General features: G+C 71.5%; 15 protein-coding genes and 1 pseudogene. 10 read left to right on the top strand and 6 right to left on the bottom strand.

What is annotated here, in order from left to right; translation table 11 throughout:
* Positions 1–53: 53 nt before the first annotated feature.
* From ACWED2_RS39875 to ACWED2_RS39865, 3 genes are read left to right on the top strand one after another with little or no spacing between them, the layout of a single operon-like run.
* On the top strand, positions 54–1,988 hold the full coding sequence (locus ACWED2_RS39875) for a hypothetical protein (protein WP_449695700.1): 1,935 nt from the start codon (positions 54–56) through the stop codon (positions 1,986–1,988).
* Positions 1,989–2,045: 57 nt separating this feature from the next.
* Positions 2,046–3,380: an acyltransferase family protein gene (locus ACWED2_RS39870; protein WP_449695699.1), complete on the top strand. Its 1,335-nt coding sequence runs from the start codon at positions 2,046–2,048 to the stop codon at positions 3,378–3,380.
* 44 nt (positions 3,381–3,424) lie between these two features.
* Positions 3,425–4,288, top strand: a complete 864-nt coding sequence (locus tag ACWED2_RS39865) for a class I SAM-dependent methyltransferase (protein WP_449695698.1) — start codon at positions 3,425–3,427, stop codon at positions 4,286–4,288.
* A gap of 3 nt (positions 4,289–4,291) precedes the next feature.
* Here ACWED2_RS39865 and ACWED2_RS39860 read toward each other — a convergent pair whose 3' ends face one another.
* Entirely contained in the window at positions 4,292–4,966 is a 675-nt protein-coding gene (locus ACWED2_RS39860) for a lysophospholipid acyltransferase family protein (RefSeq protein ID WP_449695697.1), read from the bottom strand.
* A 51-nt stretch (positions 4,967–5,017) separates the two neighbouring features.
* Between ACWED2_RS39860 and ACWED2_RS39855 the strand changes: the two genes are divergently transcribed.
* Complete coding sequence (locus ACWED2_RS39855; RefSeq protein WP_449695696.1) at positions 5,018–5,920, top strand: glucosyl-3-phosphoglycerate synthase; 903 nt, start codon at positions 5,018–5,020, stop codon at positions 5,918–5,920.
* Here ACWED2_RS39855 and cydC read toward each other — a convergent pair.
* The 5 genes from cydC to ACWED2_RS39830 all read right to left on the bottom strand — a co-directional run bounded on the left by cydC (position 5,856) and on the right by ACWED2_RS39830 (position 11,925).
* Positions 5,856–7,433: a thiol reductant ABC exporter subunit CydC gene (gene cydC, locus ACWED2_RS39850; protein WP_449695695.1), complete on the bottom strand. Its 1,578-nt coding sequence runs from the start codon at positions 7,431–7,433 to the stop codon at positions 5,856–5,858. The genes ACWED2_RS39855 and cydC overlap by 65 nt on opposite strands.
* A gap of 134 nt (positions 7,434–7,567) precedes the next feature.
* Positions 7,568–8,176, bottom strand: a complete 609-nt coding sequence (locus tag ACWED2_RS39845; RefSeq protein ID WP_449695694.1) for a hypothetical protein — start codon at positions 8,174–8,176, stop codon at positions 7,568–7,570.
* Positions 8,177–8,193: 17 nt separating this feature from the next.
* Positions 8,194–9,765, bottom strand: a complete 1,572-nt coding sequence (gene cydD / locus ACWED2_RS39840; protein WP_449695693.1) for a thiol reductant ABC exporter subunit CydD — start codon at positions 9,763–9,765, stop codon at positions 8,194–8,196.
* Between the two features lie 9 nt (positions 9,766–9,774).
* Positions 9,775–10,761: a cytochrome d ubiquinol oxidase subunit II gene (locus ACWED2_RS39835; protein WP_449695692.1), complete on the bottom strand. Its 987-nt coding sequence runs from the start codon at positions 10,759–10,761 to the stop codon at positions 9,775–9,777.
* Between the two features lie 3 nt (positions 10,762–10,764).
* Positions 10,765–11,925 (bottom strand): cytochrome ubiquinol oxidase subunit I, encoded by a 1,161-nt coding sequence (locus ACWED2_RS39830; protein ID WP_449695691.1) that lies wholly within the window; start codon positions 11,923–11,925, stop codon positions 10,765–10,767.
* Positions 11,926–11,985: 60 nt separating this feature from the next.
* On the opposite strand from ACWED2_RS39830, the gene ACWED2_RS39825 reads away from it, so the two are divergent.
* The 6 genes and pseudogenes from ACWED2_RS39825 to ACWED2_RS39800 form a co-directional block, all read left to right on the top strand.
* The gene (locus ACWED2_RS39825) at positions 11,986–12,303 is read left to right on the top strand and encodes a helix-turn-helix transcriptional regulator (RefSeq protein ID WP_091304396.1); all 318 of its coding nucleotides are present in this window, start codon (positions 11,986–11,988) and stop codon (positions 12,301–12,303) included.
* Positions 12,300–12,968, top strand: a complete 669-nt coding sequence (locus ACWED2_RS39820; protein ID WP_449695690.1) for a permease prefix domain 1-containing protein — start codon at positions 12,300–12,302, stop codon at positions 12,966–12,968. Before ACWED2_RS39825 ends, ACWED2_RS39820 begins: the two co-directional genes overlap by 4 nt.
* Positions 12,965–13,288: a DivIVA domain-containing protein gene (locus tag ACWED2_RS39815; protein ID WP_449695689.1), complete on the top strand. Its 324-nt coding sequence runs from the start codon at positions 12,965–12,967 to the stop codon at positions 13,286–13,288. Before ACWED2_RS39820 ends, ACWED2_RS39815 begins: the two co-directional genes overlap by 4 nt.
* Entirely contained in the window at positions 13,285–13,743 is a 459-nt protein-coding gene (locus ACWED2_RS39810; protein WP_449695688.1) for an SRPBCC family protein, read from the top strand. Before ACWED2_RS39815 ends, ACWED2_RS39810 begins: the two co-directional genes overlap by 4 nt.
* Positions 13,736–14,299: a DNA-3-methyladenine glycosylase I gene (locus tag ACWED2_RS39805; RefSeq protein WP_449695687.1), complete on the top strand. Its 564-nt coding sequence runs from the start codon at positions 13,736–13,738 to the stop codon at positions 14,297–14,299. Before ACWED2_RS39810 ends, ACWED2_RS39805 begins: the two co-directional genes overlap by 8 nt.
* A 19-nt stretch (positions 14,300–14,318) precedes the next feature.
* Positions 14,319–14,404: pseudogene (locus tag ACWED2_RS39800) on the top strand (proprotein convertase P-domain-containing protein); the annotation flags it as partial.

Genomic DNA, 14,404 nt, shown 5'->3' with positions numbered 1-14,404 from the left:
ATCCGTCCCCGCGGCCGGTGCCGCGGGTCGTGCCGCCCTTCAGGAGAACCACGATGAAAGACCTGGTCAAGGACCCAGCGCCGGTGACCGGCCAGGAAGACGCCCCCGTTGGTGAGGAAGCCGCCCGGCCCACCGGGTCGCGGCGGCTCACCGAGCGCTTCCGGGCCTGGCGTCTCGTCGTCGAGGCCCCCTCGCGGGCGACGCTCCTGATCAGCGGGCTGCTCACCGTCCTCACCTGGCAGCTGCCGGCGTTCTCGCCCATCGAACCCAAGGGCGACTACGACTACGGCCTCCTGATCGCGATGGCGCGGCACCTCGGCCTGAGCTTCGGCGACCGGATCTCGACGACCTACGGGCCGCTGTACTTCCTGGCGATCCCGTCCACCACGGTCCGGGCCGAGGTGCTCGTCGGCTTCCTCTTCTGGTTCGTGTTCACGACCGGCTGCCTCGCCGCCTGCTTCCAGGCGTTCCGCGGCCGGATCGGCACCCGGTGGGCGTGGGTGGCCTGCGGGGTGATCGCGCTCAGCTTCAGCATCGTGCCCCTGACCAGCGTCATCACCGCCACGCCCGGGTTCGTCGCGGTGCTGGCCATCTGCCACGCCCTCGGCCTGCTGCCGAAGTGGGCGGAACGGTCGTTCCCGGTGGTCATGGGCCTGGTGGTCGCCGCCATGCTGCTGACCAAGTTCTCGGTGGGCCTGATGTGCGGCCCCATCGTGCTGGGCGCGGTGCTCGTCCGGCCCGGCAGGCGGCTGCGGGAGTTCGCGGAGTTCGCGGTCTCCGGCCTCGTCGGCCTGATCCTGCTCTGGATCGTCGCCGGGCAGCCGCCGACGCAGGTGGTGCAGTACGTCGTCCGCGCGCTCTCGGTCGGCAGCGGGCACGCGCAGTCGATGGGCCTGGAACCGACGAACGCCGCGTGGGAGTACCTGGTCGCCGCCGCGGTGACGATCGTGCTGGCCGTCGCCGTGGCCAGGATCAAGGCGGACGGCTCGCGCTGGCCGCTGTGGCTGGGCCTGCTGGCCGGCGGCTGGCTGCTGTTCAAGCAGGGGTTCGTGCGGCACGACTCGCACTCCGCGCAGTACTTCGCCGTGCTGTTCGCGCTCGCCGTGCTGGTCGCCGTGCTGCGGCGCAGCGCGGTGCTGGCGGTGGTCGCGGCCATCTCGCTGCTGGCACAGGCGGCCAGCTTCGGCGGCGGCCTGTGGGTGATCGACCCGGCGCGGTCCCTGCACACCTTCGCCGAAGGCGCCACCATCGTCGCCTCCGGCTCGCACCGGGACGCCGTCCAGGAGGACGCGCGGGCGCAGCTGCGGCAGCGCACCGAAATCCCGCAGCGGTTCCTGACCCGGATCGGCACGCAATCGGTCCGGGCCGAGCCGTTCGACCAGGCCATCGGCTGGACCTACAACCTGAACGCGGCGATCCCGCCGACCCTGCTGAACTACGGCGCCTACACCGAGCTCCTCGACAAGATGAACGAGTCCTGGATCGCCGACGACGCCAACGCCCCCCGGTTCATCATCCGCGAGAACACCCGGACGACGCTCGACGGCCGGTTCGCGCTCTGGGACCCGCCGCGCGCGGAGCTCGCCGAGACCTGCCGCTACTCCATGGTGGACTCCACGGACAAGTGGCTGCTGCTCGAACGCGGCCCGAACCGCTGCGGCGCCGAGCGGGAGCTGTCCAGCACGCAGGTGGCCGCCGGGCAGTCCGTCCCGGTGCCCACGGCCGCCGACGGCGTGGTCGTCGCCCGGGTGTACCCGGAGCAGTCGCTGACCGAGAAGGTGTGGGGGTTCCTCTTCAAGCCGGGCGACCTGTCGGCCGGCCTGGACGGCGAGTCGTTCCGGCTGCCCTGGACGCACAGTGACGCGCCGCTGATGGTCTCCGCGCCGCAGGACCCGTCCGTCGCGCTGGCCGGGCGGCCGCTGCAAGCGCGGACCCTCTCGATGAGCGCACCGGGGCGTGTGGTTTTCTCCGTGGTCAGCCGGAAGTGACCCGGCCGAGCTCGCCGGCCCAGATCGAACACCCGTAACCGCGGAGGAAGCCCGACGATGGACGCAGAAAACGGCCGTGTGCTGACGGCGAGCCCGTCGTCGGCGGCGCCGGTGGCGGCCGTCGCCGCCGACGGGGTCGCCGCGACGCCGAAGACCGACGCGAAACCGGCCCGGTCCGCCCGGCCGGGGGCGCACATCGGCCAGCTCACCGGCATCCGCGCGGTGGCCGCGTTGTGGGTGCTCGCCTTCCACTTCCGGCCGGAGCTGCTGAAGTCGTTCGGGTTCCTCTACCCGCTGGTCCCGCTGTTCAACGTGGGCTACCTCGGGGTGGACCTGTTCTTCGTGCTCAGCGGGTTCATCCTGACCTTCACCCACCTCGACCGGATGGCCGAGAACTGGGGACCGAAGAAGATGGCCGGCTTCCTGTGGCTGCGGCTGTCCCGGATCTGGCCGGTGCTGTTCTTCATGCTGCTCGTGTGGGGGGCCTACCACGCCTTCTCGCTGGAGGCGAACAACGACGGGCGGCTGCAGGGTGCGCTGGACCCGTCCCGCTTCCTCTCGCACGTGTTCCTGGTGCACGCCTGGAGCACGGCCCACCACGACTGGAACCCGGTCGACTGGTCGCTGAGCGCCGAATGGTTGGCCTACCTGGTCTTCACCGTGCTGGTGGTGCTGCTGGCCCGGATGCTCGTCCACGTCAGCACCCGGGCCCTGCTGGTGACCGCGGGGATCCTCGTGGTGCCGATGGTGGTGATCGGCATGGGGTTCCAGGACGGCAGCGACCTGCTGTGGAACGGCGACACGATCGTCGCGGGGATCGTCCCGCTGCGGGTGCTCAGCGAGTTCTTCGCGGGGGCGGTGGTCGCCCTGCTGGTGATGCGGCACGGCGCGACGGTGAAGCTGCCGTGGTTCCTGAAGCCGACCGCGATCCTGCTGGCGATCGTCGTGGTCGTCTACGCCGTGCAGCGGTGGGACCCGGCGCCGCGGTTCCGCTTCGATCAGGACTGGCGGATCAACGGCCACCTGATGTGGGGCTCGACCGAGACCGTGATCGTGGTGCCGCTGTTCCTGCTGCTGATCGGCTCGCTGGCGGTCAGCCGCCGGGACCCCGCGACCCGGCTGCTGGCCGGCCGGGTGCTGGTGTGGGGCGGGAAGATCTCCTTCGCGCTGTATATGGTGCACTGGCTGTTCCTCGACCTGGCACGCAAGGTGATTTCCACGAAGTTCGTCATCCCCGATGACCTGTCCGGGTGGCAGAGCTGGCCGTACCGGCTTACCGTGCTCGTGGCGATCGGGCTGGCGGTGCTGAGTGCCCACCTGGTGTACCGGTTCGTCGAAGAGCCCTGCCGCCGGATCATGCGGACCCTGCTGCCCTCCTCGATGAGGGTGTGAGCGTCGCGGACCGGAGCCTGGACGTGGATCGGAAGGACATAGCCATGCGCGACCTCATCCGCCGGAGCCTGCGGGCCGACCGGCTTCGCCGTTCCCTGCGCGACAAGGTCGCGCGGGCGGTCGAAGAAGCGGTCGGCCGGTACTTCGCGGAGCAGTCGGCCAAGCTGGACGACCTGAGCCGGGAGGTCGCCGAGCTGCGGCGGCAGCTGCCCGCGGAAACCAGCAGCCAGGCCGGCCGGGTGGTCGAACGGGTCATCGAGCACATCGGCCACGTCGAGCACCGTGTCCGCCGTGACCTGGAGTTCGCGGGGGAAGCCGAGGCCGCGCAGCGCAGTGCCGCGTTCGTCCGGGACCACATGAAGTCCGCCCGGCCGTTCCCGTCGCCGCACAGCACGCTGGAGTATGGCCTGTCGCTCGCTCCCGAAGGCGGCCTGGCGCTCGAGTTCGGCGTGTACTCGGGCACCACGCTGAAGATCATCTCCAACGCCCGCGGCGGCGAGTCGGTGTACGGCTTCGACTCGTTCGAGGGCCTGCCGGAAACCTGGCGCTCGGGGTACCCCGCCGGGACGTTCGACATGGACAGCCTCCCCGACGTGCCGGGCGCCGAGCTCGTCGTCGGCTGGTTCGACGACGTGCTCCCCGGCTTCCTGGAAGAGCACCCCGGGCCGGTGGACCTGCTGCACGTCGACTGCGACCTGTACTCCTCGACGAAGACCGTGCTCGACCTCGTCGGCCCGCGCCTGCGGCCGGGCTCGATCGTGGTGTTCGACGAGTACTTCAACTACAGCGGCTGGCAGGAGCACGAGCACCGGGCGTGGCTGGAGCACGTGGAGCGGGCCGGGCTGGAGTTCGAGTACCTGGCCTACACGGTCGACCACGAGCAGGTCGTCGTGAAGGTGCTCGGCTGACGGTCAGGCCACGCCTTCGCTCGGCCGCTTGTGGTAGGTGTCGACGTACTCCTGGCCGGAGATCTCCAGGATCGCGTACATCACCTCGTCGGTGACCGAGCGGCGGATCGCGGGCGCGTAGTCCTGGCCTTCGTAGCGCGAAAAGTCCAGCGGCTTGCCGAACGTGATGCCGATCTTGGCCAGGCGCGGGATCTTCGCGCCCTTCGGCTGGAGGTTCTCGGTGCCGGTCAGCGCGACGGGCACCACCTTCGCGCCGGTCGCCAGGGCCAGCGCCGCCACGCCGGTGTGGCCGCGGTGCAGCCGGCCGTCCAGCGAGCGGGTGCCCTCCGGGTAGATCGCGAAGACCCCACCCGCGTCGAGCACCTTGCGGGCCGCCTCCAGCGCGGCGAGCCCGGCCTGGGCGTTGCCGCGCTCGACCGGGACGTACCCGAGGCCGCCGAGGAACCCGGCCAGCGCCTTGCCCTTGAGGCCCTTGCCGACGAAGTACTCGGCCTTGCCGAGGAACTTGACCTGCCGCGGGGTCGCGAAGGTGATCACGCCGGTGTCGAGGGCGGCGCGGTGGTTGGCCGCCAGGAGCACCGGCCCCGTGGTGGGCACGTTCTCCACACCGTGCACTTCGGGCCGGTACACCGCCCTGACGAGCGGTCCCAGCACGAACCGGACAAGCAGCGCGATCAAGTGGTCCTCCTCCTCCGTGGCAGTGCCCCCAGCATGGCACGATCGTGACTCGTGAGTTGGTTCGAGCGGCGTACGTGGCAGGAACCCGGTTGGACGCCCGGGGACATCATGGCCGCGAAGGGTGACCGGACGGTTTCGGTGGTGCTACCGGCCCTGGACGAAGAGCGGACCGTGGGCGACGTCGTCGCGTCGGTGCGCCCGCTGGTCGGCTCGGTCGTCGACGAGCTGGTCGTGCTGGATTCGGGGTCCACGGACGCCACCGCGCGGGTCGCCGAGGCCGCGGGCGCGCGGGTCGTGCGGCGCGAAGACGTCCTGCCGGACCTGCCGCCGGTGCCCGGCAAGGGCGAGGTGCTGTGGCGGTCGCTGGCCGCGACCAGCGGCGACTTCGTCGTCTTCCTCGACTCCGACCTCGTCGGCCCGGACCCGGCGTTCGTGCCGTCGCTGCTCGGGCCGCTGGTCACCGAAAGCGGCGTCCACCTGGTCAAGGGCTTCTACCGCCGCCCGCTGCGGCTGGAGAGCTCCGGCGGCGGGCGCGTCACCGAGCTGCTGGCGCGGCCGGTGCTCTCGGCGTTGCGGCCTGCCCTCGGCGGGCTGATCCAGCCGCTCGGCGGCGAGTACGCGGGCACGCGCGAGTTCCTCGAGTCGGTGCCGTTCGCGGCCGGCTACGGCGTCGAGATCGGGCTCCTGCTCGACGCCGAGGCCCGCTACGGCCTCGACGGGCTCGCGCAGGTCAACCTCGGCGTCCGCAAGCACCGGAACCGCTCGCTGCCCCAGCTCGGCGTGATGTCCCGCCAGATCCTCGGCACGGCGTTGAGCCGCTGCGGTGTCCCGGCCGCCGACGCGCCGTTCACCCAGTTCGTGCAGGTCGGCGAGGAGTGGCTGCCGGACGTCACGGAGGTCCGCGTCGCCGACCGGCCGCCGATGCGGGAAGTGCTCGCCCGTCCTCGAGGGTGAGCACCTCGTCGAAGCCGTCGAGGTGCTCGGGGCGGTGGGTGACGAGCACCACGCTGCCCTTCGCCTGCGCGAGGACTCGCTTCAGGACGGCGTCGCCGTGCGCGGGGTCGAGGCCTTCGACCGGCTCGTCGAGCACTAGGACCTTCGGCGCGGCCAGGACGGCCCGGGCGAGGACCAGCCGTTGCCGCTGGCCACCGGACAGCGCCTCGCCGTCCGGGCCGGTGTCGCGGTCGAGGTCCAGGTCGAACCCGGCGGTCTCGCAGGCTGCCCGGAGTTCTTCGTCGCTCGCGTCCGGCTTGGCGAGCAGGAGGTTCTCGCGGACGGTGGTGTGGAAGACGTGGGCGTCGGCCTCGGCGCCCGAGATGATCGCGGGCAGGCCGGCGTAGTCGCCCAGCGGGTGGCCGTCGAGGGTGACCCGGCCGTCGGTGGCGGGGCGGCTGCCGAGCAGCAGCCGCAGCAGGGTGGTCTTCCCGGCACCGCTGGGGCCGAGGATCCCGACGCGCTTGCCGGGCGGCAGGTCGAGGTCGACGTCCTTGAGCGCGGGCGCCCGCCCGGGGTGGCGCACGCCGGCTTTCTCCAGCCGGAAATGGCCTTCCCCGGCGATCCGGGTCCCGTTCGGTACCGGGGGTTCGCTCAGCACGGCGCGCACCCGGGAGGCGGAGGCCCGGATCTCCGGCACGCGCCGAGCGGCTCCGATGAGCGGGAGCACGACCTCGAAGGCCGCGAGGGCGGCCAGCGTGAACGCGGCGGTCGAGGGCCGTGATGCGCCGCACAGCAGGGCGACGGCAACGGTGGTGCCGAGCTGGACGAGCACCCCGGCGGAGGTGAGCAGGGCCGTCTTGCTGCTGTTCGCCCGTTCACCGGCGGCGATGTCGTCGACGACGTGCGTGGCCCGGCGCTGGTGCTCGTCGAGCGCGCCCGCGGCGACGAGCTCCCGGCGCCCGGTGACGAGCTCCACGGCACGTTCGGCGAGTTCGGCCCGCTTCGGGGCGTTCTCCCGCGCGGCTTCGGCGGTGAGCCGGACGACGAGCCACGGGAGGAGCGCCCCGGCCACCAGCAGCCCGGCGGCGAGCACCCCGGCTGCTTGCATCGATGCGGTGGCCGTGACGACGACGGCGACCGCGCCGACGACCCCGGCAACCCCGGCGGGCAGAAGCCACCGCAGGACGGCGTCCTGGAGGGCGTCCACATCGGACACCAGCCGGGTGAGGAGGTCGCCGCCGGAGTACCGGGTTCCCGGGATCAGGGCCTGGTAGACGCGGGCCCGCAGCGACCCGAGCCACCGGAGGACGACCTCGTGCCCGGCGAGCCGTTCGGCGTACCGCAGGCCACCCCTGAGCAGCGCGAGGGTCCGAACGGCAACGATGGCAACGGTGAGGTCGCCGAGCGGAGGTCGTTCGGCGGCGCGCAGCAGCAGCCAGGCGGCGGTGGCCATGAGGGCAAGGGCGGCGAGTTCGGCCGCGGCGCCCAGAAGGGCGGCGCGGAGGAGGCGGCAGAAATCCTTTGTGGACACCGCCCAGACACCGAAAGCAGCCCCCGCCCTTCCCGGGGGGCGTCCCCGGTTCCATCCTACCGGCGCCGCCCCGGAAACAAGGGCCGTTCGGCGATCTGTGGACAACTGCCGGCCTGTGGATGGTGAACTTGACATCACGCCGCCACCTCCCTATGGACCCGGCCGCTGTGGAGTGTGCTGATGGCGAGGTTGCGGAGGGTGGCGCGGGGTGCGGTTCGGGTGCGGAAGCGGGATGTGTCTTCGTGGCAGGCGGTGTCGCGGACCCAGTGCAGCCGGTGCTGGTTTGCTTTGACGGTGAATACGTAGTGCGCCTGGTGGCGGGCGAGGTAGCGGGCCAAGCCGCGGGTGGTGTGCAGGGCCTCGGCGGTGACCACGACACCAGTGAGGTCGGGGGTGGCCAGCAGAAGCTGTCTCCAGCTGATTTCGCTGGTCCCGGCGGTGACCTGCCGTTGGGCCGGCACGGTTCCGTTGCGATGGGTCAGCGCGGACAGCAGGTGGGCCCCTGCGCCGCCGGTGCGGGCGAAGGTGCCGTGCAGGGATTTGCCATCCACCGCGAGCCCTGCCGGGGTGTCGGTGGCGGCGGCGAGGTTGCGGAGGGTGGCCGTGGCGCGGGGTGCGGTTCGGGTGCGGAAGCGGGATGTGTCTTCGTGGTAGGCGGTGTCGCGGACCCAGTGCAGCCGGTTCTCGATGTGCCAGTGCCCGCGCAGGTGAGTCGTGAGGTTGGTGGACGACTGCCTACCCATGGATGGTGAACTTGACATCACGCCGCCACCTCCGTGTGGACCCGGCCGCCGCGGAGCTCGATCACCCGGTCCGCCAGGGAGATCATCGCCGGGCGGTGGGCCACCAGGACCGCCGTGCGCCCTGGCAGCAACCGCCGGGTCGCCGACAGCACCGCCGACTCCGTCCGGGAGTCCAGCCGGGCCGTCGGCTCGTCCAGCAGCACCAGCCCGGCCGAAGTCCGGGCGAGCGCCCGCGCCAGCCCCACCCGCTGCCGCTGGCCGGCCGACAACGCCGAGCCCAGCTCCCCCACCGGCGTGTCGAACCCCCGGGGCAACCCCGCCGCCACCGCATCCAGAGCCGCCGCCCGGGCCGCCGAAGCAACGTCTGCCGAAGAGACCTCTACCGAGCCGACACCGAGAGCGATGTTCGAAGCCAGCGACCCCCGGAACAACGTCGGCCGCTGGGGCACCCACGCCACGTCGGCCAGCCAGTCCGGCGAAGACAGCGACCGCAAATCCACGCCGTCCACCAGGACCCGGCCCGAAACAGGCGTCACGAATCCCAGCAGCACCGCCAGCACCGTGCTCTTCCCCGACCCGCTCGGCCCCACCAGGGCCACGCGCGAACCGGAAGGCACTTCAAAGTCCACTTCGGACAACGCCGGCACCCCGTCGTAAGCCACCGAAACCCGGTCGAAGACCACCGAAGGCGCACCCCGCCGCCGGGTGAGGACAGCCGGCCGGGAACGGACGAGCGGCACGGAGAGGGCCTCCCGCAACGCCGTCAACCCCTCCGCCGCCGCGTGGAACTTCGCGCCCGCCGCCCGCAGCGGCAGGTACGCCTCCGGCGTCAGCAGCAGGATCGACAACGCCACCCGCGCGTCCAGCCCGCCCGACAGCAGCCGGAACCCGATCGGCACCGCGACCAGCGCGACCGAAAGCGTCGCCACCAGCTCCAGCACCAGCGCCGACAGGAACGCCACCCGCAGCGTCTTCATCGTGGCGTCGGCGTGCGCGGCGGCCATCGAACGCACCGTCGCCGCCTGCGCGGCCGCCCGGCCGAACACCTTCAACGTCCCGAGCCCGCGGACGACGTCCAGGAAGTGCCCGCCCAGCTTCGTCAGCAGCTCCCACTGCACCGACGCCTTCGCGTGCTTCCCGACCAGCACGGCGAACACCGGGATCAGCGGCAGGGTGACGACCACGACCAGCGCCGACGCCAGGTCCGTGGTGAACAGCCGCACGACGACCGCGAGCGGCACCACCACCGACACGACCAGCGACGGCAGGTACCCGGTCAGGTAGCTGTCCGTGGCGTCGACACCGCGCGTGATCTGCGTCGCGACCACGCCCGCGCGGTCGGAAGCGGACTCCAGCAGCCGCAGCCGCAGAGCGCCGCGAACCGACGCCGCGAACCGTCCACCGAGGACCGATTGGGCCCACGAAAGCGTCACCCGCGCCGCGACGGCCACGACCAGAGCTGGAGAAATGCCGTCACCGGTCAGCAGGGTGGCGAGCCCTTCGGCCTGGAGAAGCACCGAGACCGCGGTGAGCACGCCGAGCAGGCTCAAGGAGAACAGGTAGCGCCGGAGTCCGGGCAGCGCAGGCACGGCGTCCCCCTAGAAGTGCAGCAGCGAACGCTGGTCGACGGGACGGCGGTGCGCACGCCAGGTCAGCCACTGCACCACCAGCAACACGAGCACCGCGGGCGGTGCGAACCAGGCCAGCACCGCGAACGTCTCCGGCGCCGTCGCCGCGTCCTCGAGCGTCAGCGCGTACGACGGCGACGCCAGCACGGTCGGGAACCGCAGCGTCCCGACGAGCAGCGCCGGACAGGCCGAAAGCACCATCGACCCGACGAGCGCGACCCGGTACCGCCCCGCCGCCAGGCCGAGCCGGGCGGCGGCGAAAGCCGCGAAAGCCAGCGCGACGACGACCGCGCCGAGCACGGAAACGCCGTCGAGCGCGAAGGAGCCCCACCCCGCGGCGATCACGAGGAACGCCAGCACCGGCGCCGAAGAAGCGCGCGCCAGCCGCACCGCCCGGCCGGTCAGCTCGGCCGGCGCCCGCACGGCCAGGAACGCCGCACCCTGCAGGCAGAACAACGCGACGAACCCGAGCCCCCACAGCACCGCGTATGGCGAGAACAGCGCGAGGACGTCCCCCGAAGGCGAGCCGCCGGGGGCGAGGGGCAGCCCGACCGCCAGGTTGCCGAGGAAGAGGCCCCACGACAGCGCCGTCACGAGCGCGCCGCCGACGATGCCTGCCGTCCAGGCGCCGCGTGGGGCGTCCGGGCGGCGGCTGCGCAGCTGCATCGACGCCGTGAACGTCACCAGGCCGAGCAGGAGCGTCACGACCAGGACGTACGCCCCGGCGAAGAGCTTGCCCTCCAGGTGCGGGAACGCCCCGAACAGCAGGCCGACGGCCGCCACCAGCCACACCTCGTTGGCCAGGAAGAACGGCCCCAGCGCGCCGAGCGTCTGCCGCCGCTTCCGCTCGTCGGCCTCGAACCCGGGCAGGAGCATGCCGACGCCGTAGTCGTAGCCGGCCAGCGCGAAGTAGCCGCAGGTCAGCAGGCCCAGGACACACCACCAGAAGGTCGCCATCGGTCAGACTCCGCTCAGGACGGGCAGTTCGGCGGGCGCTTCGACCGGTTCCGGGCCGCGCTTGGCGACGCGCGCCATGAGCACCCAGTCGGCCACCGCGAGCGCGGCGAACAGCAGGGTGAAAGCGATGAAGGAGAACAGGATCTGGCCGGCCGGGACGTCCGCGATCGCGTCGGCGGTGCGCAGCTTCCCCCACACCAGCCACGGCTGGCGGCCGAGCTCGCGCACCAGCCAGCCGAGGATCGCGGCCACGAACGGCAGCGGGATCGCCGCGACCATCAGGTAGTGCAGGAAGCGCGCCTTGGCGAGCCAGTTCCGGACCAGCAGCAACGCGCCCAGCAGCGCGCAGAGGAACATGACGAACCCCAGCAGGATCATCATGCCGAGCGGCCACCCGACGACGGCGTCCTTCAGCTTGTCCGGCTGGTACTTCGCCAGCTCGCCGAACTGCGCGAAGCCCTGGTTGACCACGAAGATCGAGCCGACGAGCGCCGCGACGACGCCGATCCGCATCGACCGGCGGAAGAACTCGACCTCGGTGGTGCGCTTGAGGAAGTGCCACGCGCTGACGCCGACGACGAAGAACCCGCCGGTCACCAGCGCGGCGCTGAGCACGTGCGGCAGCGACGCGGCCAGCGCCGGGTTGGCGAACAGCGCGCCGAAGTCGTCGAGGCGCAGCGTGCCGTTCTCGACGTGGCTGCCGACCGGGTTCTGCAGGAACGAGTTCGCCACCATGATGAACAGCGCCGACGCGTACGCGGTCAGCGTCACCAGCCAGATCAGCGCCAGGTGCAGCCACTTCGGCATCCGGTCGAAGCCGAAGATCCACAGGCCGAGGAACGTCGACTCGAGGAAGAACGCGACCAGCGTCTCGATGGCCAGCGGCGCGCCGAAGACGTCGCCGGCGAAGGCGGACAGGCCGGTCCAGGTCAGCCCGAACTGGAACTCCATCACGATCCCGGTGACGATCCCGAGCGCGTAGTTGATCACGTACAGGTGGCCCCAGAACCGCGTCATCCGCAGGAGCTCGGGCTTGCCGCCGAGCGTCCAGCGTGTCTGCATCACGGCCACCAGCGTGACCAGCCCCAGCGTGAGCAGCACGAACAAGAAGTGGAACGAGGTCGTCGTCGCGAACTGGAGTCTCGCGATCGGAAGAGCGTTCATGTAGACAGGCTACACATAGCCTGCCTACATGTAGCGAGCCGACGTGTAGACTGCATACCCATGAAGGCGGACACCCTGCGCGGACACCTCGACGCGTTGCTGCTGGCCGTGCTCGACGGCCGGAAACTGCACGGCTACGCGATCATCGAGGCGCTCCAGCTGCGCAGCGACGGTGCGCTCGACCTGCCCACCGGCACCGTGTACCCGGCGCTGCGCCGGCTCGAGCGGGCCGGCTGGCTGGCCAGCGAATGGGACGTCGTGTCCGGCCGCAAGCGGCGGACCTACCGGCTCACCCGCTCCGGCGAGCAGGCACTGGCGGCGGAACGGGCCGAGTGGCGGGAGTTCACCACGGTCATCGGGGGAGTGCTGGGGACATGATCGACGAATACCTGGGGGAGCTGGACCGCAGGCTGCATGGCTGCGGCCGGCTCAAAGCCGACCTGCTCGAGGAAGCCCGGGACGGGCTCCACGACGCCGCCGACGCCTATCGCGCGGGCGGGTGGAGCGACGAGGACGCGCAGCGCCGGGCGGTCGCCGACTTCGGCCCGGCGGCCGTCGTCGCCCGCGACTACCAGGCCGAGCTGGGCATGCTCAGCGGCGTCCGCACGCTGTGGAAGCTGGTGCTGGGCGTGCCGGCGATGCAGATCGCGTGGGACTACGCGCGGATCCTCACCTTCGGCGAATGGACGAAGCTGTCGACGCCGTCGCCCGAGTGGTACATGGTGATCACGCGGGTCTCCCACGGCGCGGTGTTCCTCGTACCGGTGATCGGCCTGGTCGCCCTGCTCGGGATCCGCTGGCTGAGCCGCCGCCTCGACGGCACCGGGCTCGCCCGGTTCTGCGGGGTCCTGATCGCGCTCGCGGTCGGCGTCAACATCGGCTCCATCGGGCTGCTCATCGCGGCGACCGGCGTCGTCGACGTCTCGCGGCTGTTCCTGAGCGTCCCGTGCGCGCTCCTGATGTTCGCCTGGGTGGCGCTTTCGATCCGGCTCGTCGTGCTCGCGAGACGTTCCTGGGGTGGGTATGCCACGATCGTCGCGTGACGACCGCGCTGATCTACCTCGTAGTCATGCTGCTGGTGGCGGCCGTGGTGTTCCTGCTCGCCGCGGTGGTGTTCGGCCGGGGTGAGGAGCTCGCCCCGCTGCCGCCGGGCAGCTCGCCCACGCGGCTGCCCGCCGAGGACATCACCGGCGAGGACCTCACCGAGGTCCGGTTCCAGCTGGTGCTGCGCGGCTACAAGATGTCCGAAGTGGACTGGGTGATGCGGCGGCTCGGCGTCGAGCTCGACGAGCTGCGCGCCCGCGTCGCCGAGCTGGAGCAGCGCGAACGCGAACGCGAGAACTCGCCAGAGGCTTCCCCGTGACGGACCTGATCCTCTCGGTCGACGTCCGCGCCCCGGCCGGGACGACCTGGCTCGCGCTGACCGACTGGGCGCGCCAGGGCGAATGGATGCTCGGCACCGAGGTCGAGGTGGTCGAGGGCAACGGCCGCAGCGTCGGCTCGCGGCTGTCGGCGTTCACCGGCGTGGCCGGCGTCGGCTTCACCGACACCATGGAGATCACCAGCTGGGAGCCGCCGGTGCGGTGCGGCGTCCGGCACCTCGGCAGCTTCGTGCAGGGGACCGGCGTGTTCCAGGTCGTCCCGAAGGGCGCGGCGCGCTCGACGTTCGTCTGGGCCGAGCACCTGCGGCTGCCGTTCGGGCCGCTGGGCCGGCTCGGCTGGCCGGTCGTGCGGCCGGCGTTCGCACTGGGGGTGCGCCAGTCGCTGCGGCGGTTCGCGCGGTTCGCGGAGAACTATTCGGTGGGTGGGGATGAGTGAGCTGATCGGCGCCGACGGCGTCGCGCGGTGCAGCTGGGGCAATTCGACCCCGGACTACGCCGACTACCACGACAAGGAGTGGGGCACGCCGCTCCACGGCCAAGACGAGCTCTACGAGCGGCTGTGCCTCGAGTCGTTCCAGTCGGGCCTGTCGTGGATCACGATCCTGCGCAAGCGCGAGGGCTTCCGGAAGGCGTTCAAGCAGTTCAAGCCGGCGAAGGTGGCGAAGTTCGGCGAGGCCGACGTCGAGCGGCTGATGCAGGACGCGTCGATCGTGCGGAACCGGGCGAAGATCCTGGCGGCGATCAAGAACGCGCAGGCGATCGCGTCTTTGGACACCCCGCTGGACGACCTGCTGTGGTCGTTCGCGCCCGCGTCGCACCCGCGGCCCGCCTCCATGGCGGACGTCCCGGCGATCACGGACGAGTCCAAGGCGATGGCGAAGGAGCTGAAGAAGCGCGGCTTCGTCTTCCTCGGCCCGACGACCTGCTACGCGCTGATGCAGGCCACCGGCATGGTCGACGACCACATCTCAGGCTGCTTCCGGGCCTCGTGAGTGGTAATTCGGGTTTGCCACCACCAAGGTCGAGGTGCACATCACCCACACCTACCGCGGTGACCTGGTCCTCGACCTCGTCGCCCCGGACGGCACGGCGTACCG

Source organism: Amycolatopsis sp. NPDC005003, assembly GCF_053600695.1.
The sequence above is the reverse complement of the archived record's forward strand: the minus strand, read 5'-3'. Positions and strand labels throughout refer to the sequence as shown.